This is a genomic window from Mycobacterium sp. RTGN6 (genome assembly GCF_033804605.1).
GTDB lineage: Bacteria > Actinomycetota > Actinomycetes > Mycobacteriales > Mycobacteriaceae > Mycobacterium.
Genome location: NZ_JAPZKZ010000012.1, coordinates 83,166 through 103,274, shown reverse-complemented (window position 1 = coordinate 103,274; position 20,109 = coordinate 83,166). Strand labels below are relative to the sequence as shown.

20 protein-coding genes and 1 pseudogene are annotated in these 20,109 nt (G+C 62.8%); 9 read left to right on the top strand and 12 right to left on the bottom strand.

Translation table 11 applies throughout. From position 1 onward, the window contains the following. Nucleotides 1-26 precede the first annotated feature (26 nt). The 7 genes from SLQ33_RS26950 to mftG all read left to right on the top strand — a co-directional run bounded on the left by SLQ33_RS26950 (nucleotide 27) and on the right by mftG (nucleotide 7,059). Nucleotides 27-1,259 carry an MlaD family protein gene (locus SLQ33_RS26950; protein ID WP_319456968.1) on the top strand — a complete coding sequence of 411 codons (1,233 nt, stop codon included), beginning with the start codon at nucleotides 27-29 and terminating at the stop codon, nucleotides 1,257-1,259. Between the two features lie 17 nt (nucleotides 1,260-1,276). After that, complete coding sequence (locus SLQ33_RS26945) at nucleotides 1,277-2,017, top strand: DUF3329 domain-containing protein (protein ID WP_319457098.1); 741 nt, start codon at nucleotides 1,277-1,279, stop codon at nucleotides 2,015-2,017. A gap of 70 nt (nucleotides 2,018-2,087) precedes the next feature. Further along, nucleotides 2,088-2,819, top strand: coding sequence for a DUF3298 domain-containing protein (locus SLQ33_RS26940; RefSeq protein ID WP_319456967.1), 732 nt, complete (start codon nucleotides 2,088-2,090; stop codon nucleotides 2,817-2,819). Between the two features lie 112 nt (nucleotides 2,820-2,931). Then, nucleotides 2,932-3,183 carry a hypothetical protein gene (locus SLQ33_RS26935; protein ID WP_319456966.1) on the top strand — a complete coding sequence of 84 codons (252 nt, stop codon included), beginning with the start codon at nucleotides 2,932-2,934 and terminating at the stop codon, nucleotides 3,181-3,183. 127 nt (nucleotides 3,184-3,310) lie between these two features. After that, nucleotides 3,311-4,468: a 12-oxophytodienoate reductase gene (locus tag SLQ33_RS26930; RefSeq protein ID WP_319456965.1), complete on the top strand. Its 1,158-nt coding sequence runs from the start codon at nucleotides 3,311-3,313 to the stop codon at nucleotides 4,466-4,468. Between the two features lie 475 nt (nucleotides 4,469-4,943). Further along, nucleotides 4,944-5,408, top strand: a complete 465-nt coding sequence (locus SLQ33_RS26925; RefSeq protein WP_319456964.1) for an ester cyclase — start codon at nucleotides 4,944-4,946, stop codon at nucleotides 5,406-5,408. Nucleotides 5,409-5,457: 49 nt separating this feature from the next. Beyond that, nucleotides 5,458-7,059, top strand: a complete 1,602-nt coding sequence (gene mftG, locus SLQ33_RS26920; protein ID WP_319456963.1) for a mycofactocin system GMC family oxidoreductase MftG — start codon at nucleotides 5,458-5,460, stop codon at nucleotides 7,057-7,059. 61 nt (nucleotides 7,060-7,120) lie between these two features. Here mftG and SLQ33_RS26915 read toward each other — a convergent pair whose 3' ends face one another. Together SLQ33_RS26915 and SLQ33_RS26910 are read right to left on the bottom strand one after the other, a co-directional pair. Then, a complete protein-coding gene (locus SLQ33_RS26915) occupies nucleotides 7,121-7,915 on the bottom strand; it encodes a TetR/AcrR family transcriptional regulator (RefSeq protein ID WP_319456962.1) in 795 nt (264 codons plus the stop codon). A 371-nt stretch (nucleotides 7,916-8,286) separates the two neighbouring features. Next, nucleotides 8,287-8,865 (bottom strand): TetR/AcrR family transcriptional regulator, encoded by a 579-nt coding sequence (locus tag SLQ33_RS26910; RefSeq protein ID WP_319456961.1) that lies wholly within the window; start codon nucleotides 8,863-8,865, stop codon nucleotides 8,287-8,289. 125 nt (nucleotides 8,866-8,990) lie between these two features. On the opposite strand from SLQ33_RS26910, the gene SLQ33_RS26905 reads away from it, so the two are divergent. Both SLQ33_RS26905 and SLQ33_RS26900 read left to right on the top strand, forming a co-directional pair. Then, nucleotides 8,991-9,740, top strand: coding sequence for an SDR family oxidoreductase (locus tag SLQ33_RS26905; protein WP_319456960.1), 750 nt, complete (start codon nucleotides 8,991-8,993; stop codon nucleotides 9,738-9,740). A gap of 40 nt (nucleotides 9,741-9,780) precedes the next feature. Beyond that, complete coding sequence (locus SLQ33_RS26900) at nucleotides 9,781-10,158, top strand: nuclear transport factor 2 family protein (RefSeq protein ID WP_319456959.1); 378 nt, start codon at nucleotides 9,781-9,783, stop codon at nucleotides 10,156-10,158. A gap of 134 nt (nucleotides 10,159-10,292) precedes the next feature. Here SLQ33_RS26900 and SLQ33_RS26895 read toward each other — a convergent pair. The 10 genes and pseudogenes from SLQ33_RS26895 to SLQ33_RS26850 form a co-directional block, all read right to left on the bottom strand. After that, nucleotides 10,293-10,400, bottom strand: a pseudogene (locus SLQ33_RS26895) (CAP domain-containing protein); the annotation flags it as partial. A 190-nt stretch (nucleotides 10,401-10,590) separates the two neighbouring features. Beyond that, nucleotides 10,591-11,481, bottom strand: coding sequence for a TetR/AcrR family transcriptional regulator (locus SLQ33_RS26890; protein ID WP_319456958.1), 891 nt, complete (start codon nucleotides 11,479-11,481; stop codon nucleotides 10,591-10,593). Between the two features lie 106 nt (nucleotides 11,482-11,587). Beyond that, complete coding sequence (locus SLQ33_RS26885) at nucleotides 11,588-12,376, bottom strand: NAD(P)-dependent oxidoreductase (RefSeq protein ID WP_319456957.1); 789 nt, start codon at nucleotides 12,374-12,376, stop codon at nucleotides 11,588-11,590. A 106-nt stretch (nucleotides 12,377-12,482) separates the two neighbouring features. Beyond that, on the bottom strand, nucleotides 12,483-12,782 hold the full coding sequence (locus SLQ33_RS26880) for an SDR family NAD(P)-dependent oxidoreductase (protein WP_319456956.1): 300 nt from the start codon (nucleotides 12,780-12,782) through the stop codon (nucleotides 12,483-12,485). Between the two features lie 111 nt (nucleotides 12,783-12,893). After that, complete coding sequence (locus SLQ33_RS26875) at nucleotides 12,894-13,331, bottom strand: SRPBCC family protein (RefSeq protein ID WP_319456955.1); 438 nt, start codon at nucleotides 13,329-13,331, stop codon at nucleotides 12,894-12,896. Further along, a complete protein-coding gene (locus SLQ33_RS26870) occupies nucleotides 13,328-14,161 on the bottom strand; it encodes a mycofactocin-coupled SDR family oxidoreductase (RefSeq protein ID WP_319456954.1) in 834 nt (277 codons plus the stop codon). Before SLQ33_RS26870 ends, SLQ33_RS26875 begins: the two co-directional genes overlap by 4 nt. Nucleotides 14,162-14,894: 733 nt before the next feature. Continuing rightward, the gene (locus SLQ33_RS26865) at nucleotides 14,895-15,443 is read right to left on the bottom strand and encodes a YybH family protein (RefSeq protein ID WP_319456953.1); all 549 of its coding nucleotides are present in this window, start codon (nucleotides 15,441-15,443) and stop codon (nucleotides 14,895-14,897) included. A gap of 39 nt (nucleotides 15,444-15,482) precedes the next feature. Further along, complete coding sequence (locus tag SLQ33_RS26860; RefSeq protein ID WP_319456952.1) at nucleotides 15,483-17,246, bottom strand: FAD-dependent monooxygenase; 1,764 nt, start codon at nucleotides 17,244-17,246, stop codon at nucleotides 15,483-15,485. Nucleotides 17,247-17,274: 28 nt separating this feature from the next. Beyond that, the gene (locus SLQ33_RS26855; RefSeq protein WP_319456951.1) at nucleotides 17,275-19,245 is read right to left on the bottom strand and encodes an acetoacetate--CoA ligase; all 1,971 of its coding nucleotides are present in this window, start codon (nucleotides 19,243-19,245) and stop codon (nucleotides 17,275-17,277) included. Further along, on the bottom strand, nucleotides 19,242-20,102 hold the full coding sequence (locus tag SLQ33_RS26850) for a fumarylacetoacetate hydrolase family protein (RefSeq protein ID WP_319456950.1): 861 nt from the start codon (nucleotides 20,100-20,102) through the stop codon (nucleotides 19,242-19,244). Before SLQ33_RS26850 ends, SLQ33_RS26855 begins: the two co-directional genes overlap by 4 nt. Between the last annotated feature and the right edge of the window lie 7 nt (nucleotides 20,103-20,109).

The following is a 20,109-nucleotide window of genomic DNA, read 5'->3' as shown; positions in this document are numbered from 1 at the left end:
CGCTAGAAATGGCAGCACGATTCATCGTGGATTCTGTCCACGCGCTGCGGCGTCGCCGCGTCGCGGTATCCGTGGGCGGGCTCGTGGTGGCCCTGCTCGCGGCGACGACCTACATCGTGGTCGGGTCACTGGGCATCAACCCCGCACGCTCCACGATCGACGTCCGCGTGCTTCTGCAAGAGTCCGGGGGGCTCTTGCCGAACCAGGACGTCACATTGCGCGGAGTGCAGATTGGCCGAGTCAAATCGTTGGGCTTCACCCCGACGGGCGTGGAAGCGGTCGCTGCGATCGACGCCGACGTGCCAGTGCCGCAGAACAGTGCTGTCCGCGTCTCGTCGCTGTCGGCCGCAGGTGAACAGTATTTGGATTTCCGACCGGTGGACGACCGCGGTCCCGTCTTGACCAACGGGAGCATTGTCGGCGAGAAACAGACGGCGATCCCGGTGACCTTGGCGCGACTTCTCGGTGATGCCGACGGGCTACTCGCTCAGATGGATCCGCGAAAGCTTGCCGCGATGTCCGATGAGCTGCGAGTAAGCCGCGACGGCCCGGAAAAGCTGGCCGCGCTTCTCGACGGCGGTGCCTTCCTGATCACGACTCTCGACTCGGTGCTCCCCGAGACTGTCAGCGCGATCCGTACTAGCCGGGTGATGTTGACCACGCTGGCCGACGTCACACCCGGTCTAAAAGACACCTCGCAGGACCTGCACAGCACCTTCGGGGGCATCAACGCCATGGACGGCGGTTTTCGGACGCTGCTCGAGCGCGGGCCAACGCCGCTGACGCTCATGGACAACGTCATCGCCGACAATAGGGACGCCACGTCCCAACTACTGGGTGTGCTCCCGTCCACCGCAAAAATGCTGTACTCGCGTGTTCCGGCGCTCGATGCGTTCTTCACCTTTCCAGGCGGCTCAAGTTTTGAAGCCCTCGGAACCGCATTCCACGACGGTGCCGGCTGGGCCATCCTTGACGCCTACCCGCGCTACATGTGCGACTACAACCTGCCACGGCGGCCACCCAGCGTGCCTGATTATTCGGAGCCTTACCTCTATACCTACTGCACCAACCCGGACCCGTCGGTGCTCGTCCGCGGCGCCCGCAATGCACCACGACCGCCTAATGATGAGTTCGACCTTTCGGGCCCACCGCCAGGCGCCGACCCCCTCGCAGTCACCAACCCAACACCAGTGGGCCCCAACACAATCCCCACGCCATACGGTGGGCCTCAGATGCCGCTGAAACTGCCGCCCGAATAGGAGTGATCAAGGTGCCCATGAAGATAATGAGACGAACGAATTCCGAAGACGTCTTCGACAAGCTGCACGAGCAAGAGACGGGCGACGAGAAGCCCGACACTGTCGAGGATCGAGCTACTGAGGAAACCGACGCTGCTGTGGAGTCGGAGCCCGAGGCAGAAGACGAGACCGCTGCCCAGAACGACGGGGAAGACGGCACACCAGAAGTCGACACCGATGAGCCATCCGAGTCGCCAGGCCCAGAGGAGGAGGAGTCCGCTAAGCCGTCGCGTGTGCGGCGCTGGCTGCGCCGCGTCCTCGCAGCGGTCGTCGGACTCGTTTTCGTTGCGGCATTGGGATTGTCGGGGTTCCTGGGCTGGCAGGTCAAACAACAACACGACGTAGCCGCCGCCGGTCACGCCGCGCTAGCGGTGGCGCAAAGCTACGCCGTCACCTTGACAAGCATCGACCCCAACGGCATCGACAAGAATTTCACAGACGTGCTCAATGGCGCCACGGGCGAATTCAAGGACATGTACAGCGAGTCGGCCGCTCAACTTCGCCAATTGCTCATCGACAACAAAGCCACGAGCAAGGGCACGGTAGTCGATTCGGCCATAAAATCTGGCAGCAAGACGAAGGTAGAAATTCTGCTCTTCATTGACCAGTCGATCATCAACTCCGTCAATCCGGAGCCCCGGATCGACCGCAGCAGAGTTGCGATCACGATGGAGCTTGTCGACAACCGTTGGCTCGCAAGCAAAGTCGACATCAAATAGCTTGAAGTTACCCTGCCTGCCGAGCTTTCAAAGCGAAGCACTCCACCAACGACGCGAAGGAAGGGCCGCAATGAAGATCATTCGTTGCGTGATGCTGATGACGGCAGCGATGGTCCCGATCGCTCTATCGTCCGTCAACTCAGCCTGGGCCGAACCGGCTGCCAACGAGCAGACCTATGTAGCCGTGCCCGCGATGATCACCGGCAACAGTCCAGATAGCTTGGGTACCTGGACTGTTCACTACGAGCGGGTCGATGGCGGCAATCCGGACGTCGCCGCCGCCGTCAACGATGGCATTGACGCAGAGGCGAATCGACAAGTACGGCAAAACACGTGGGAGGGCTCAAAGAAGCACCAATGGACGTTCGACGCAACCGGGACGGTGCACTTTTACGCGGGGACGATCTCAGAGCTCTTTGTGGGTGGATACGACGCCGACGAGCGGAACGTTCGACGAGATACCGTGACATCAGCGGTGTTCGACGGCCGCACCGGAACTCCCATTACCTGGGACAACCTATTCCGCGACAAGGGTGCCGGCCTGGCTCGACTGTCCGAACAGACCGCGGCGATTCTGCCGACCGTGTATACGCCTGTGCACCCCGATGAGTGGAAGCGCTATGGCCAACTCGCCCCCGTTGACATCAATTTCAAGTACTGGATTCCCACTGCGCAGGGCATCGAACTGCACTTTCCTGATTACCAATTCGGCCGGGGGATAAAGGTGATCACGGTGCCCTGGGCCAACATTGAAGACTTGATCGCCCCGGAGTTTGTCCCAATCGTAGGTAGAGGCATGTGAGAACGTGCGCCGCGATCCCGCGGTTGCATCATCGTTGGTCTGCCGACGCGGCAGATGTGGAAGGAGCGGAATGACCATAGCCGGAACCTGGAAGTTCGAAATTAACTCGTCGATGGGCGCGCAGAAGGGGACTGCCGAACTCACGGTCGAGAACGACAAGCTGAGCGGCAAGCTCAAGACACCGATGGGCACCGCATCGGTGGACGGCTCGATCGAGGGTGATCGGGCAACCTGGAAATCGTCGGTGAAGGTGCCCATGGCGGTGACGTTCAAATTCGACGTCGCCGTCGAAGGCGATACCTTCTCGGGCACGGTAGACACCGGCGTCATGGGCGCCTTCCCGATCACGGGCGCGCGCGCGTGACGCCCTGAACAAACATCGAGCGCATCGAGGCGCTCAATGGACTTCGTGGTCTCCGGAGCGCCGCTGACATTCGGTGCGCGCGCCGGCTTCCGCTGGCAATGAAGAACTCTCCCGGAGGTAATGGATCGTGACTTCGAATTCAGACAACCTGGCGCAAAAGCTGGCGCCGCTTTTCACGCCCTACAAGGTTGGTGCGCTGACGTTACGAAACCGTATCGTCATGTCTCCCATGTCAATCCACGGACAGTGGGACGAGGAACAGGTCGCCGCCGTCGGCGCCCACTACAGGAAACGGGCCGAGGGCGGGGTGGGGCTGCTCATGGCGGGCGCGGTGCTGGTGGACCATCCGACGGCGGGGGACATTCCGTCCGGCCTGACGCCGATGTATGGCGAAGAATCCATGGCCGGCTGGGGCGCCGTGGTGAAGCAGGTCATCCCGACCGGCGTTCCCTTCCTTCCGCAGCTTTGGCACGCGGGCGCCTGGCGCGAACAGCCGCAGAGCACGCATCCGGACGTCCCCAACATATCGCCATCCGGCATGGGTCCGGCGGATGAAAAGATTGGCGAGCCGGCCACCCAGGCCGAAATAGACGCCGTGATCGAGGCTTTCGTCCGAAGCGCGGTGAACGCGCAATCGATCGGCTTCAGCGGTGTCGACATCGCGGGCGCACATGGGTATCTGATCGATCAATTCCTTTGGTCCGAAAGAAATTTACGGGACGACCGCTATGGCGGCGATATTGAACGGCGGTCGCGTTTCGCGGTGGAGGTCGTCGAAGCGATCCGCCGGGCAACGGGGCCCGATTTCCTCATATCGTTCCGCGTCTCGCAATACAAGCGCGATGATTTCATCGCTTCGCCATGGCCGACCCCGCAGGAGCTGGAGGCCGCCATCACACCCATTCTGCAAGCGGGCGTGGATGTGTTCAATGTTTCAAGCTGGCGCTTCTGGTATCCAGCGTTCCCCGACGACTCGCCCATGGGATTTGCCGGCTGGGTGAAGAAGGTCACGGGCGCCCCGGTCATCTGCGGCGGATCGGTCGGGCTCGACAAGAATTTCGTGGAGACGATGCTGCCGGACGTGCGCACTGAGATAGGGAATCTCGATGTTCTTGCAGAAGCGTTTGACCGCGGGGAGTTCGATCTCCTCGCGCTGGGCCGAGCACTTCTCGGAGACCCGGAGTGGCCCAACAAGGTTCGCGAGGGACGCATGGCCGAGTTGAAGCCCTTTATTCGAAGCTCTGTTTCGTCGCACGAGATTTCGGCGCATACCGTAGGGGCTTGACCGCCCCGGCCAGCGCCCGGCCGGAGGCGATGACGCGGCTTCGGTGAAGCATGCGTCGGTGCAGCTCACACACCCGTCAGTGAAGCGCGTCCTCCATGGGACGATCCGCGCCGCAGGCTGAAGGGCAACACGGCCGAGATGGCCACCCACCACCTGTCCCGAGGGTCGGCATCGCCGACGGCCCAGACCTGTCGCGAGCGACGACGACTCACTTACGAGTGGGAAAAGTATTTGACAATAGCGTCGGCGCGATCGTAGTGTGACCGGGGTTACTAACAGCTTCTGGAAGCCGCGCGGGCGACGCCCGCCGCGGAATGGGAGGTAATCGGCGTGCTCAGAATCGCGCGCACCCGCGCTGGGACATACCCCGAGTGCTCACGGGGCCTCGGCCTCGGTATCTCGTTGGCCGCCAGCGGCTTTCCCGCATGTCAGCTCGATCCCACCAACGTCTCTTCCTGAACCAAAACGCCGTCTCATGAGCGGGTTCGCCGCGTTTGACGACTCGCTTCGCACCCGAGGAGGAAAGCCAATGGCACTTTCGGACGACCCGAAGGATGTGACGAGGAAGTTCTACGACAGCTACAACGAGCAGAATCTGCACGCCAGCTTCGAGCGATACGTCGCGGCGGACGCGCAGAACCACGCCATGGGCGGTGCCTTTGACAGGGCGGGCTGGCTGGAGACCGATAGCTCACTGTTTGGCGCGTTCGCCGATTTCTCCATGACGATCCTCGACCAGATCGCTGAGGACGACAAGGTCGCGACGCGCTGGATGATGAAGTGCACTCAGCGCGCGGAATTCTTCGGCGTCCCCTCGAGCGGACGCACGGCGGTGATGGCGGGAACGGCAGTTGACCGTGTCAGCGACGGCAAGATCGCAGAGCACTGGCTCGACGTCGACTTCGCCGGATTCCTGCAGCAACTGGCGCCCCCGCCGTGAAAAACCAAGTAGGCCAGTAGATGTCACTCAACGAAAGGTATTCGGTTCGATGGAACGCACTCGAACGTATCCAGTGAAGAAGAACTACGACCTCGTGGTCATCGGCGCCGGTTCGACCGGTGCAACTCTGGCCGGCCGACTCAGCGGACGGCAGAACCGCAGCATCCTCGTCCTTGAAGCTGGCTCGGCGCCCCGCTCGTTGGAGGATTTTCCACAAACCGTGCTCGACCCGAGCGACTACACAGCGATGGCCCCCGGGCACCCTGTCAACTGGTCGTTTCCCGGCGAATCACGCCCCGGCGTCGAGGTGAGCGCCCCCCGCGGGCGAATCATCGGTGGGTCAGGATCCATCAACGGTGCCTACTTCATTCGCGGGCGGCGCTCCGACTTCGATCGCTGGGAAGAGCTGGGTAACGACAAGTGGTCCTATGCCCGGACGCTGCCCTACTTCCGAAAGCTGGAACACGACGCCGACTTCACCGGTGAATTGCACGGCGTTGGCGGACCGATACCAGTCAGGCGGGAGGACAAAGACCGAGCGCCGGAGTTCACGGCCGCCTTCACGGCCGCCTGCGTCGGCCTCGGCTACCCCGAGGAACTCGACAAGAACGGCGATGAACCCGAAGGGGTGGGACCGGTGCCGCACAACATCGGCGACGGCCTGCGCTTCAGCCCCGCGATCGCCTACCTGTTGCCGAATCTGGAGCGACCCAATCTCGATGTCTGCGGTGATGCGTTGGTCGGCCGCGTGTTGTTCGATCGCGGTCGTGCCTGCGCCGTCGAATTCGAGCTCGACGGCGTGCGGCAGCGGGTCAACGCCGGCGAAGTCATCCTCGCGGCCGGGGCGCTGCGCACGCCACAGCTGCTCATGCTGTCCGGAATCGGACCTGCCGCCCAGCTTTCCGAACACGACATCCCCGTCGTCTGCGACTCGCCGGGCGTAGGGGCCGAGCTAGTTGACCACCCCGACGTCGTGCTGAGCTACGGTATCGACCCTCGTGTCCGCCGAATCAAGGGGCGCGGCGCAATGACATCGGCACTGCACTGGAAGGCCTGGTCACACGAGCCTGCAAGCGACGGCTCTGTCGAGATCCTGCCCTATGTGATGACTCTGGCCGAGGCGATGGGGATCGACGAAACTCCGCCGCCCGGGGCACGAAACGATGACCCGATGCACAACCCGTTCATCTTCATGCGGCTGATGCAACAGCACAGCCGCGGACGCGTCTTCCTGCGCTCGGCCGACCCACACGACGGTCCCGGCCTTTCCTGGAATTTCCTCACAGACCCGCGTGACATGGGCCAGTACCGGGAGGTGGTCAGGGTCGCGGCGTCGATTTTCGAATCGGATGCGATGCGCGATATCGGCGGTAGGGCACTGGGCCTTGATTCACACGATCTCGACACCGACGCCGCACTCGACGCCTGGATCCTTTCCCATCTGTCCACGTGGGGGCCCGGGCACGGGACCTCTACCTGCAAGATGGGGCCGGAAACCGATGCGCTTGCCGTGGTCGACCAGGACGGCTTGGTCCGGGGCGTATCCGGACTGCGGATCGCCGATACGTCGATATTCCCGACGATCATCGCTCGCGGCACGAACGCGACTGCCGTGATGGTCGGCGAACGATTGGCGGAGCTGATCCCCTGATCGCCGCTTGACCAAACGCGTTGCGGCGCAGTGTGATTCCCTCATCGGGCAAGGTCGCGAACTATCTGCGTCCCCGCTTGGGCTGCTGCTCGGATTCGTCGAGGAGCCGGTCCAGATATGCCAGATCCTGACGTAGCAGAGCCACCGCCGCACCCGGTCCCGTCAGGCCGTTGACCCGGTCGGACGGCTGCATGAGGCTGGCGACCGCCATGTCGGCAATTTCGGTGGCGACCTGCTTCGCGGTGGACGGGTCGTCCTCGTGAAACCACCACGCCACCCAGTTGCACATACCGATCACCGCCAGAGCCGCCGAGCGGGGATTGACCGGACGGAACACCCCGCTCTCGATGCCCTGCTTGATGAGCTCGATGACGCTGCGCAGCATCGTGCGCTTGTTTCCCTCGTGGATCTTGGACAGGTGATCGGAAAGGTCGCCTTCGGAACGCTCCAACAACAGAAACCGCATGGGCTGTACGGCGCGGTTGTGCGCCATTACGTAGGCGATTCGGGAAAGCCTCATTACGGGGTCGAGATTGGAGTCGGTCGCCAGATGGAGGATCTCGGCGGTGTTGCTCTCGGTGATCTCCGTGACGAGCTTGGCCAGTAGGTCGTCCTTGCTCTCTACGTAGTAGTAGAGCGCGGGCCGGGTGATCCCCATCTCGTCTGCAATGTCCTGAAGACTCGTGCCTGCGAACCCGCGCTGCGCAAACAGCTTGACCGCCGTCTCGTACATCTGGTTCTCGACGAGTTCCTTACGCACGTTGGATGCGCTCGGCGCCGCGGGCGCTCGCTTGCTGGCGCGTTTGGCCGACTTGGCTGCATCGGATGATCGCGCATTGTTCACCGTCTTCGCCACCCCATCATGCTAAGTCCAGCAGCCGTGAGAACCGGACATCCGCGTGGCGATTTACGTTCACGATTGCTGGTTGACGGTCGCGCCTTAGCGGATGGGAGCGGGCCTCACGGTGTTATTGGGTCCGTGCCGACCGCGACCTGCACTGCAGCGGCCGTACTTGCGTATTCGTCCAATTCTCTACCTTGGTGTCGCCCGCATGTCAATGGGCTCGGCTGGCGATGTGCGAGGGCACGCTGATCCGAGCCGTGTCGTTGGGGAAAGAGTCCGCGAAAGCTCGCCTGGCGCAACCAATGCCACCGAAGTCAGGCTGGTTATGGTTGGCGCGTCAACCGAGGTTTGGCCGCGACACGTCGACGCTCGGGCCGTGGCGGCTAGCCGTCAGCGGTTGCTGGCGCGCCCGCGCGCAGACCGTCCATGACGAGGTCCAGCAGCCGGGTGAGGCGCGGTTTCCAGTCCTCGTCGGGGTCGATCTGCCAAATTCCGGCAATGGCGAGGAAGAAGTCTTCGGTGCTCACTCCCGGACGGATGCTGCCGGCTTGCTCGTTGGCGTGGAGTAGGAGTTCAGCCGCGGCGGTGACTGCGGCGCGTCCCGGTGTCGCGGGGCTACAGGTGGCCTGGCGCATCGCGTCAGCTAGGCCGGCCTTGGCCATGGCGAACTGGGCGAGGCGACCCATCCATTCGCGCAACGCGCGATCGGGTGCCCGAGACATGAGCAGTTTTGCCGCGGTGTCGGAAACCTGTTGGACCTCGTGGTCGTACACCTCGAGGATGAGTGCTTCCCGATTGGGGAAGTTGCGGTAGAAGGTGGCCTGCCCGACACCAGCCTTCTTTGCGATCGTGCTCAGCGGCACCTCCGCCGAACGCATCAACTCCGTCAGTGCCACTTCCAGGATGCGCTCACGATTCTGTAGCGCATCCGAGCGCGCGGGTGCCTGCGTCGTGTGCTGCACTCGCTCTCCTCTACCGAACCCCGGCCGGATCGACCTTGCGTAACGGACAATTGTCCGTTACGTTGGCGGTCGGACAATTGTCCGCTTACGACCTACCTTACCCCCGCAGTGAAGGCGAGAACACCATGAAGATCACCGGCAACACCATCCTGATCACCGGCGGCACCTCGGGCATCGGGCTCGGGTTGGCGGTGAAGCTGCACGAGGCCGGTAACAAGGTGATCGTCGCCGGCCGGCGCAAGGAACTGCTCGACCAGATCGTGATTGATCACCCAGGCATCGAGGCGATCGTCCTCGACGTCGCCGACCCCCAGTCGATCGCCCTCGCCAGCGAAACCGTGGCGGCCAGCCATCCGGAACTCAATGTCCTGGTCAACAACGCCGGGATCATGCTGCCCGAAAACCTCCTCGACCCCGAGTCCCTGCCGATCGCCGAGGATCACGTCACGATCAACTTGCTCGGCACGATTCGGATGACATACGCCTTCTTGCCGCTGCTGATCAAGAATGACGACGCCGTCATCATGAACGTCACCTCCGCGTTGGCGTTCGTGCCGCTGCCGATCACCCCGACGTACAACGCGACCAAGGCCGCGCTGCACTCCTTCAGCGAGAGCCTGCGCGTGCAACTCGCCGACAGCTCCGTCCAGGTCATCGAAGTGGCCCCCCCGGGTGTGCGGACGACCCTGCTGGGCCAGCAGGACGACGAGTCGTCCATGCCCGTGGAGGACTTCCTCTCCGAAACCCTGACTCAGCTGCGCACCCAGCCCGACGCCAAGGAGCTCGTCGTCGAGCGCGCCAAGTTCGTGCGCTTCGCAGAGGCCAACGGCAAATACGACGAGGTGCTCGCCATGCTGAGCGGCCGCGGAGCGTGATCCGGCGACCTCATCCGGCCAGCCGCGCTGAAGGCGCAACATGAAACCCACGAACGACGACACAGTCGAAATTACAAGGGCACTAGCGCTATTGGGCCACATCATGGACGATCACGACACCGAAGGCCTCCGCGAATGCCTAACAGAAGACGCGATCTGGGACGGTAGCGTGTTCGGCTTCGATCCCGTCGTTGGAGTGGATGCGATTGCGTCTGTGTTGAGTGCCGACGGGCACGCGCGAGCTCATCACACGACGAACATCGTCGTGTCGGAGGGTCCTGGAGATGAGGTTCGTGTCCGGTCCAAGGGGCTGGGCATCATGGACGGCGGGAGCGTCGTCAGCGCCGTCTACGAGGACGAACTGCGGCGCACCGCTGACGGCTGGCGCATTTCGAGGCGCGTCATCCACATCCGTTGACACGGTAGGCCCGTCAGCCGAGCCCGTAGGCCAAACCGACGTCGCGTTGCGTCCTGCACGGATCGCTGTCTATGACTCTGGCGGTCGAGCTGAGGCCCCGGGGGACGAACTTCGGGGAAGTTCGGACGTTTGGCCTAAACCGGCGGATAGGCAGGCGGCGGGTACACGCCTCGTAGGATCCAGGCGAACCAGTTGACGCCGTACTCGAGCTCGTCGCTGATGTCGTAGTCGGGATTGGGATCCACTGTGATCACGCTCCAATCGCTGGGTGGCGGAACGCAGAAGCGCAACATACGCACCTTGTTCGTCGCAGGCTGCCCGGCGAATCGGCTCCGCACCTTGGGGACGATCCGATCAACCCGCGATGCAAGGAAGTTTACGGTGAAGCCGACTATTTGACAATACTGTTAGTCGGGGCGTATGTCAGCTCGCCTAGCCCGAGGCGTCGATGTCCTGGTTCGGCTGCTCGGCGCGATCTGAGTCGTCGAGCAGCCGTTCGAGAAAGGCGAGGTCCTGACGCAGTAGAGCCGCCGCAGCACGCGGTCCCGTCGCCGCGGTGACCCTGTCGGGGGACTGCGCGACGCTTGCGAGAGCCAAATCGGCAATGTCGCGCGCGACCTGGTCGGCACCAGCGGCGTCCTTCTCGTGAAACCACGACGCGACCCAATTGCACATCCCGATGACGGCCAGTGCCGCCGAACGGGGATTGATTGGGCGGAACTGTCCGGCCTCAACGCCCTGGTCGATCACGCCGATGAGGCTGCGCAGCATCGCCCGCTTGGTCTTCTCGTGGACGTCGGCCAGCGCGTCGGAGAGTTCCGCCTCCGATCGTGACAGCAATAGAAATCGTGTCGGTTGCATGGCGCGGTTGTGCGCCATGACGTAGGCGATTCCGGAAAGCTTCTGGGCGGCATCCAATTTGGAGTCGCTGGCCACGGCGAGTATTTGACTCGTACTGCCTTCGGTGATTTCGGTAATCAGCTTGGCAAGCAGGTCGTCCTTGCTCTTCACGTAGTAGTAGAGGGCGGGGCGGGTGATACCCATCTCGTCGGCGATGTCTTGCAGGCTAGTGCCGGCAAAGCCACGGTGCGCGAACAGCTTGGCCGCGGTCTCATACATCTGATTCTCGACGAGCTCCTTGCGAACGCTTGAGGTACCGGTTCCCGCTACCGAATTCTGCTTTCTGCCCCGTTTGGCGTTGACCGGCCGATCGGCCGTGCCGAAGGGTTTCGCCGCGTCCACCGTCTCCCCATCTCCTCGTGCCAAGCGAGGCCGTGGTACAGCTACCATGGCCATACGCGAGCAGTTTACATCCGTGCCCAATAGTTGACGTAGTCGATGGCGATTTGCAACAGCTCGGATCGGCCTAGGTGTTGCCCAACGGAACCGAGTTTTGCTCGGGATAGCGAATATTCCTCGACACGTTCGGCTATCTCGGAACCGCGGCGGCCGTCCTCGAGGACCGGTGGTAGTGCTCCGCAGCGACGGTCAGCATGTCCGCCGGCGAGCCGATGCCGGGCCATCCCTCGAGCCTGCTCGCGGCGATCAGCTGGGCGCGGAGTCGGAACTCTTCCGAAGCGGCACCAGGGCTGTCGGCGATGAGTTCGGCGACCTCAGCCAGGTCGAGCCCGGCCCGCTGCGCAAAGGCCACTGCATCCACCGCCGCTGTGGCGTTGTTGGTGGACAGCGTTTGGGCGACGACCTTGTACTTCGATCCGTTCACTGATGAACCGACGTACGTCGTGTCAGGTGACATGGCATGCAGGACGGACTCGAACTCCAGGTACAGATCACGGTCGCCGCTCGCATAGATCATTGCCAGGTTGTGTTCCACCATCGCTGGAGAACCGCTGATCGGAGCGTCGATCATCCCGGCACGGGCAAATAGCAGTCTTCGGCGAGCAGCGAGTTTGACTTCCAACGGCAGGGTGCTTACCTCGATGAGCGGCGGCACGGAGACGGCACTCAGAATGCCCTCGGCGCCATAGAGGACGTCCTCGAAGGCTGACACCGACGGCATGCACGTGACGACGGCGTGGGAGTTCTCGGCGACCGCGCGTGGCGATCCGTTGCCGGGTATGCAGCCGCCTAGGCGTACGAGTTCGTCGCTGCGACCGCGCTTCGTGGTGATCACCGCGAACCCTGCGTCGATCACCCGCTTCGCAAGCGGCAATCCCAGTCGGCCGATGCCGATGAAACCAATTGTGCGGGAGCTCACATCAACTAGCTTACGGTGATGGCAACTATTTGACAATAGCGTTAGCCGATCGGTTCGTGACTCGTGTATCGATCGCACTGACCAGCCGGAACCGGGGTGATTCACGTTAGCGCCCCGGTTCGGCACCGGTCGTGAGCAATTCACCGCCGTCGATCGGAACCGTGAAACCCGTGATGTATGCAGCAGCGTCAGAGGTCAGGTACACGACCAGGTCGGCGACCTCCGAACCCGTCCCGATCCGGCGCTGTGGATTTAGGTCCAACTGGTTCCGTTCCGTCCACGTGACGACGGGCGCGACCAGATCGGTGTCGATCTTGCCGGGGGCGATGCCGACCACGCGGACACCTTCTCGAGCCCACTCCAGGGCAAGGGTGCGGGTCATCATGACCATGCCGGCCTTGCTCACCGCCGCCGGTCACCAACGCCCGCCTGCCTGTCAACGTTCCGGTTGCCTCGCCCACTACTGCATCTCCTTGTTCGCGTGCAGGCGGCCGAAGGCCTCCGGAGTGAAAACGGCTTACGGAAGTGCCTTCAGATGCCCTCGCAGGTCACCGATGAACACCGTGTAGATACCGGTGAACATCGCACGGTTTTCCTCGACCAGCTCTGCCTCGCAGTCGAACTCGCCGTACCACTCGAGGAAGGTCTGATCGCTCTCGGTTATCGGCAGGAGATGCAGGGTGCCCAGATACGACCGCACTGGGAAGGGGGCCGGCTCGTCCGCGAACTCGTAGGAGTAGCGGCGCCCGGGATCGTCGTATGCGACCAGCCGCTCGCGCACGACGCGGCCGTCGTCGACCGTCACACGGCGGATCGAACCGACTCCCACGTCACTCTCGGGCACCGATGTGGTGATCATCGCGACCCACTCCGCCATGCCATGGAAGTCGCCGATCACCGACCAGACCTTCGCGGCGGGAGCGTCCAGGATTGCGCTTACGTATGCGAGGTTCACTTGATCACCGCTCCGGCGTCGACGGGCAGCGCCGCTCCCGTGATGTACCGAGCTTCGTCGGAGGCCAGGAACAGCAACGCGTTCGTGACGTCGATGGACTCGATCCACGGGATCGGCAGGGCATTCATCTCGGCAGCGGGTACGGCGAACTTTTCCCGGGTCGGCTCCGGATCGTCCGGGAGGAACACTCGGTATGTGGGCTCGTTTTGGGTCATGTCGGTGTTCACGGTGGTCGGGTGGATACTGTTGACCCGGATGCCCACCGGCGCGAGTTCGAGGGCCAGTGTCTTCATCAGGCCGACGAGACCGTGCTTGGCAGAGACGTAGTGCGCCAATCCCGGCAGTGCGATGAGGCCGGCCGCGCTGTTGGTGATGACGATCGATCCGCCGTTGCCTGCGCCGACCATGTGTGGAATGGCAGCCTTCGTGGTGCGCCAGACGCCGCTGAGGTTGATGTCGATCATCTCCGACCATTCCTGCTCGGTCAGCTCGTGCGACGCCCCGATGGACAGGATTCCGGCGTTGGCACAGACGATGTCGAGTCGACCCAACTCCGCAACGCCCTCGTTGACCGCCGCGGTCAACGCGTCGCCGTCGCGGACGTCGGCTTGGCGGGTGACGATGCGCCCGCCCGCGGCTTCGACCTGACGGGCCGTCTCATCGAGGTCCGATGGCGTGGCTGTTTTGTAGGGCGCCGAGTCGACCTGCGCCCCGATGTCCACCGCGATGATGTCGGCGCCCTCCTCGGCGAGGCACACTGCGTGGCTGCGTCCCTGACCTCGGGCAGCGCCCGTGATCAGCGCGACTTTGCCGGCAACTCTTCCGGTCATAGTTCGTCCTTCGTCGAAAAGTGATTGGTTGAGATGTCAGATCTAGTTGCTGCACTGCACCGTCGGCACCGACCGGCTCCTACTCATCGCTCGGTCCAACCTTGATGCGAGCAACGACGAATCTGAAAGCCAGTCGCAGTCAGGACGCCAACCTCCGATCGGTACTACGGCCTGGCAGCAGACGTCGGCGCGCTTCTTTCACCGACGAAAACCTCACGGGCGCCCTGATTTGGCAACTCTTCATCGTGACCCGACGTACCCCGGGCGGAGCGAACATCTATCCCAGCGACAGCGAGCTTGGGCATGAGCAACTTCCTTAGTGGCCAAAAGCGCCGGTGACTCCGATCACAGGTCACACTCTAAGCAGTTCGTTGATTTCATGTCAACGACTAGTTTCGGGTTGGCGAAACAGCAAGCCCCTAGCGATGCACGCTGCCGCACCGATAGTGCGGCTGGATCATCAAGCGGCTCAGTTCCCTTCTCGCAGCAGGGGTGTGGTCGAACTCGGACATCATCAAGGCGCCGTGAGACCACCACCATTCCCGGTTCCTTCATTGCGACCACGTTTCTTCTACAGGTTCACCGCGGTGTGCTCTGCCGGCATGTTGAACCCGACCAAGCCGACCTTTCCCGCAGCGATGAACGCCGCCAACGGTGGGTTTCCTTCTCCGAGTACGGCGCTCGATGCACCTGCATGACGGCTGGCTGACCTAGACCCCAGCGACCCCGTCGATTAGCCTCCGGCCAACTTCGGCGCGACGTCCCACGGCAGCGGCAGCCGCGGCATCTCAAAGTCGACTACCCAGGTGTCGGGATGCTTCGCCTGGGGCATGGCAGCGAACGATAGGTGGGTGTGCAGGATCTTCCATTCCCCGTCGATCTTCTCCACGGCGTCGGTTTGACGCATCTTCCAGAAGAAGTTCTTGCCGTCGTCGAGCGTGCCTTCGTAGGTTTGGTGCATGTAGCAGAATCCGACGTCGTTCTTGGCAAAGATGCGCATGTTGATCAAGCCAAGTTCACCGACGAATTGCGGCCCGATGTAGTTGAACCAATTGCGGACGTCCAACCCGTAGTAGTGACCGGGAGCAAGGATGTCGACGAAGCTGACATCGGGGTGCTCGATGTAGTACTTGAGCGGTGCATCTGGGTCGTTGAGGAACTCGCTGTTGTAGTTCGCCTCGACGGCTTTCTCCATGTCGGCGATCTCCTTGACCGCCTGCGGATCGCTGCCGAAGAGCGCGATGGGTTCGATGAAGTCGGCCTTGCTCTTGTCTGAGCCCATGTTTCTTCTCTTCCTTGTGTGGGTGATGGGTGATACGGGTCAACGCTGAAGTACGGTGCCGATGGCGTTGATGAGGATGTCGTTGGCGTCAACCGCGGACGCCGTGCTGCGCCAGGCCACATGGTTGTCGGGACGGATGAGTAGCGCTCCGTCGTCGGCTATTTCGCGCACGTTGGCCCACTGGCCGTCGACATCGCGATAGTCGGCGCCGATGACGGCGACGGCGATGTCGACACCGAACTTCTCCGCTGCCATCTTGGCCGCCCTGGCCCAGGCCTGGCCCTGAGCGCCGGTGATGAGGACGAATCTTCCGTCGTTGCCGACCAAGTCGTGGGTCGAGACTCGCGAACCACCGGCCTCCAGCCATGCGTGGGGTAGTCGATGGCCCGGTCGCGTCGTTGGATGGTAGTTCGAACCCATGGGGTCCACCGGCGCCATTGGCGATCCGTCCGGTACGAGTGCCCCTGCGGGATAGGAGTATCCGATCTCCAGATCATGGGCCTGGAACTCCGTGCGCTGCGTCTCGATGACTTCCGCGAAGCGTGCGCGCCGGGCGGCACCCATCGGGGTATCGGAGAAGAACGCCTCGAAGGTCGCCCGGTGCACCTCCGGCGGTACCGGCATCGGCAACAGCCCGATGCCGGCGTCGACGACGAAATGGTTCTGCATGGTGAACATCGCCCAGTCGACGATTCGTACGCCGATTGGCTGGCGTTCGACGGCATAGGTGTCCAAGAGCGTCGGCGCAGCCTGTCCCTTTAGGACCGCGGCGAGCTTCCAGGCGAGGTTCTGCGCGTCCTGAATGCACGTGTTCATGCCCAGCCCGGTCGTCGGCGGATGCCGGTGGACGGAGTCTCCGACCAAGAACACGCGCCCGTCGGAGTACTTGTCCGACACGGAACCCTGGACCGACCAATGGCTGATCTGAAGGATCTCGATCGGAATGTCACCCACACCGAGGAGTTGGCGAATCTTCGCCAGTAACTCGCCTTCGGTGAGGTCAGCGTCGTCCGTCGGCAGGAACGCGAAATGAAACGCCCACTCCTCGGAATGCTTGCCCCACGTGGGGCCCATCTGTACCAGCAGACCGCCCGACGGGTAGGCCCCCGCCTCGGGATTCAGGAGGTGGGCGATGAGGAGGTCGTCCTGCCACCACTGCGAGAAATCGGCTTTGAGGTGGGTGGTGACGATGTCGAGGATGTCGTCGGCACCGACCATCGATGCCCCGATCATGGGACCAACCGTCCTGCCGCCGTCGGCCCCGACGAGGTAGTCGGCGGTCACCGTGAACTGCTCGCCAGTGTCGCGCGAGACGATGGTCGCTTCGACCGCATCGGAGGTCGAGGTCATCTCGACGAGCTCGTGGTTGAACAGGATCTTGCCCGGTGCCCTGACATCGGCGTGACGCCGCATGATCGGCTCAAGACGTAGCTGCGGAAGGTTCGTCGAGCGGCACGCACTGCTTCGCTCGTATCGTTCGGCCAGTTCGCCGCCACCAAAGCAGTCCATCTTGTGGAATGTCTTTTGTTGCAGCGGCCCATCACCGGCCAAACTCGTTTGCCAGCTGACCGACGCCATGTTGGCAACCTTCGCACCAACGGCACAGACGTCATCGGCGATCCCGAACTGCCGGAACATCTCCATTGCCCGCACGTTGAGGTAGTGGGCCTTGGGCAGGATGGACGTGCCTTCGTGGCGTTCGATCAACACGCTGTCAATTCCGTAGTGCGACAGCATGATCGAAGTCATCAGCCCGGACGCGCCGCCGCCAACAATCAGAACTGGAATCTTGATGTCTAGCAATGGTTTCTCCTCATTCGAGGCCGGGGATTCAGGACCGTGCCGGCGCGAAACGGACTGATAACTGCTCAAAGACGTCCAGCGCGCGCGCGTCTCTCACGGCGCCTTCTGAAATGACGGAGTGGCGCGGCGCTCCGAGAAGTAGGCGCTTGACTGGCACTTCCAGCTTCTTGCCGGTGAGGTTGTACGGGATCGCGGGCACCTCGATGATGTCGTCTGGGACGTGTCTCGGCGAAAGTCGCTCGCGCAGTTGGCGAACGACGCGATCGCGCAGTTCATCGTCGAGTCGCGCGCCTTCGCGCATCTGAGTGAAGAGCAGCAGCGATCCCATCCCTCCGGATGGATCGTTGAGGTGGACGACCAGGCTGTCCTCGAGCTCCGGAATGTCGCTCAGTGCCGAGTAGAACTCGCTGGTACCCAACCGGACTCCACCACGATTGAGGGTGCCGTCCGAGCGCCCAGTTATGGCGCAGGCGCCGCGGGAGTTGAAGACGACCCAGTCACCTTGACGCCAATGACCCGGATACTGGTCGAAGTAGGCGGCGCGGTACTTGCTGCCGTCGCCATCGTTCCAAAAGCGCACTGGCATCGAGGGCATGGGCTTGGAGATGACTAGCTCCCCCAGTTGATCGATCACCGCGTTGCCCTCCGCGTCGAACGCTCGGGCCAGCACACCCAGGGCCGGGGCGGTGATCTCTCCCGCACGTACGGGCAGCAACGGGGTGCCGCCAACGAACGAGGTGCACACGTCGGTACCACCGCTGGTGGACTGCAGATAGAGCGTTGGTTTCACGGCGTGGTAGATCCAGCGAAAACCCTCTGCGGGCAATGGTGATCCCGTCGAAGTGATGCCGCGGAGCGCGTGTAGATCGAAGTCGTCCTTGGGTTCGAGTCCAGCCTTGCGGCACCCCATGAGAAACGCCGCGCCGGCACCGAAGACCGTCACTTCATAGTCGGCGACGACCCGCCACAATAGATCGGCACCGGGATGAGTGGGGTCACCGTCGAACATGACGATTGATGAACCCAAAAGCAATGCCGACACCTGGATGTTCCACATCACCCACGTCGTGGTGCAGTACACGAAGTAGCAGTCGTCCGGTCCGAGGTCCGAATGCAGCCCTAGCGTCTTTTGCAGCTCGACCACGATGCCACCGTGGGAATGCACGATCGCTTTGGGCAGACCCGTGGTGCCCGACGAGAACAACACCCACAGCGGATGCGCGAACGGCACGCGTTCGTATCGAGGCGCCGCTGGTGTGGCGATCAAGTCGTCCCACGTCAATCCCGCCGCGGAAGCCGCCTTGAGATAGGGCACCCGAACCGTGGCCGAAAGAGTCGGCAACCCCGCCTCGATCGCCGCAACTTCCTCGGCGCGATCGATGGGCTTGACTCCGTAGCGGTATCCGTCCACCGCGATGAGCACCTTGGGATGAAGCTGCTCAAGGCGATCGAGCACGCTGCGGACCCCGAGTTCCGGTGCGCACACCGCCCAGATCGCACCGATGCTGGTGGTAGCGAGCATGGCGACTAGGGCTTCTGGGACGTTGGGCAGGTAACCGACGACGTGGTCTCCTGGCCGCACGCCGATTTCGCGAAGGCCGGCGGCAGCCCGCGCCACCTGCTCACGCAGTTGCCCTCGCGTCAACGTGATCGGGTCGCGGGTCTGCGACAGTGCGGTCACGACGGTCTCGTGGTCGTCACCGCGCAATTGATTCTCGGCATAGTTCAATCGCACGTCCGGGAACCACTCGGCTCCGGGCATGTGTTCATCGATGAGCACTCGCGTCGGGTCTCCTTCGGCCACGACGTCGAAGTAGTCCCAGACGGACCTCCAGAACCCGGACAGGTCGCTGGTCGACCATTCCCAGAGTTCGTCGTAGTCGGCGAAGGCATGGCCGTGGGTATCGGCCAGCCATTGCACGTAGCGCGCCATCCGGACGTCGCGCTGCGCCGTCGGCTCCCAGAGCACTTCGCCGTCGATGGCAAAGGTTGAATTCATGATGAGTATTGCTCCTGCGGGCCACACATGCGATGGCGCATCGTTCCGATTCCCTCGATGAACGTGGTGAGTTCATCGTGTGATCGCAAGTAGCGCTGCGGTGTTCGCGTGAATCCGACACCCTCTGGCGTGCCAGTGAAGATCAGGTCACCGGGTAGGAGCGTCACGATCTGAGACAAGTAGGAGACCACAGCGGGAACGGAGAAGATCATGTCCCGGGTCCGTGCAGCCTGGACTCGTTCGTCGCCGACCGAGCACCATATCTCGAGATCGCCTGGGTCGATGAACTCGTCGAGAGTCACCAACGCAGGCCCGATCGGGGCGAAACCTGGATAGGACTTCGCAAGGCTGAACTGCTGCGGTGCCGGTGGCTTGATCTGAAGGTCTCGCTCCGAGAGGTCCTGGCCCGCGGTGAGTCCCGCGACGTAGTCCCACGCCTGTTCCACTGCAACGCCTTTGGCGGTACGGCCGATAACCGCAACGAGCTCGGCCTCCCAATCCACCGATCCCTGAGGCATCGTGATGGCGCCATAGGGACCGGTAATCGAGGAGGCAAACTTTGTGAATACCATTGGAGTGTCCGGGATTTCGACGCCGGCTTCCTCCGCGTGGCCGCGGTAGTTCAGCCCGATGGCGAAGATCTGACGCGGATCCCCGACTGGCGCAGTCAAGTCGGCAGGGTCGAACGCCACACCCTCGACACCGTTCAAAACGTCTGCCCATCGGCGGAAGTCGTCCCAACGGTCGAAGGCATCTTGAAATTTCGGCGAGAACGCGCCGTCACTCGCACGTTCCACGTCGACGGCCAGACCGTCCCTCTCGAGGGCTATCCGCCCGTCGAGATTGAGCAACCGCATGACATAC

Bases quoted from the DNA above. Each gene is read 5' to 3' on its own strand.
- SLQ33_RS26945 (WP_319457098.1), top strand. From the start codon at position 1,277: ATGAAGATAATGAGACGAACGAATTCCGAAGACGTCTTCGACAAGCTG.
- SLQ33_RS26940 (WP_319456967.1), top strand. From the start codon at position 2,088: ATGAAGATCATTCGTTGCGTGATGCTGATGACGGCAGCGATGGTCCCG.
- SLQ33_RS26935 (WP_319456966.1), top strand. From the start codon at position 2,932: ATGGGCGCGCAGAAGGGGACTGCCGAACTCACGGTCGAGAACGACAAG.
- SLQ33_RS26925 (WP_319456964.1), top strand. From the start codon at position 4,944: ATGAGCGGGTTCGCCGCGTTTGACGACTCGCTTCGCACCCGAGGAGGA.
- mftG (WP_319456963.1), top strand. From the start codon at position 5,458: ATGGAACGCACTCGAACGTATCCAGTGAAGAAGAACTACGACCTCGTG.
- SLQ33_RS26905 (WP_319456960.1), top strand. From the start codon at position 8,991: ATGAAGATCACCGGCAACACCATCCTGATCACCGGCGGCACCTCGGGC.
- SLQ33_RS26900 (WP_319456959.1), top strand. From the start codon at position 9,781: ATGAAACCCACGAACGACGACACAGTCGAAATTACAAGGGCACTAGCG.
- SLQ33_RS26870 (WP_319456954.1), bottom strand. From the start codon at position 14,161: ATGACCGGAAGAGTTGCCGGCAAAGTCGCGCTGATCACGGGCGCTGCC.
- SLQ33_RS26865 (WP_319456953.1), bottom strand. From the start codon at position 15,443: ATGGGCTCAGACAAGAGCAAGGCCGACTTCATCGAACCCATCGCGCTC.
- SLQ33_RS26855 (WP_319456951.1), bottom strand. From the start codon at position 19,245: ATGAATTCAACCTTTGCCATCGACGGCGAAGTGCTCTGGGAGCCGACG.
- SLQ33_RS26850 (WP_319456950.1), bottom strand. From the start codon at position 20,102: ATGCGGTTGCTCAATCTCGACGGGCGGATAGCCCTCGAGAGGGACGGT.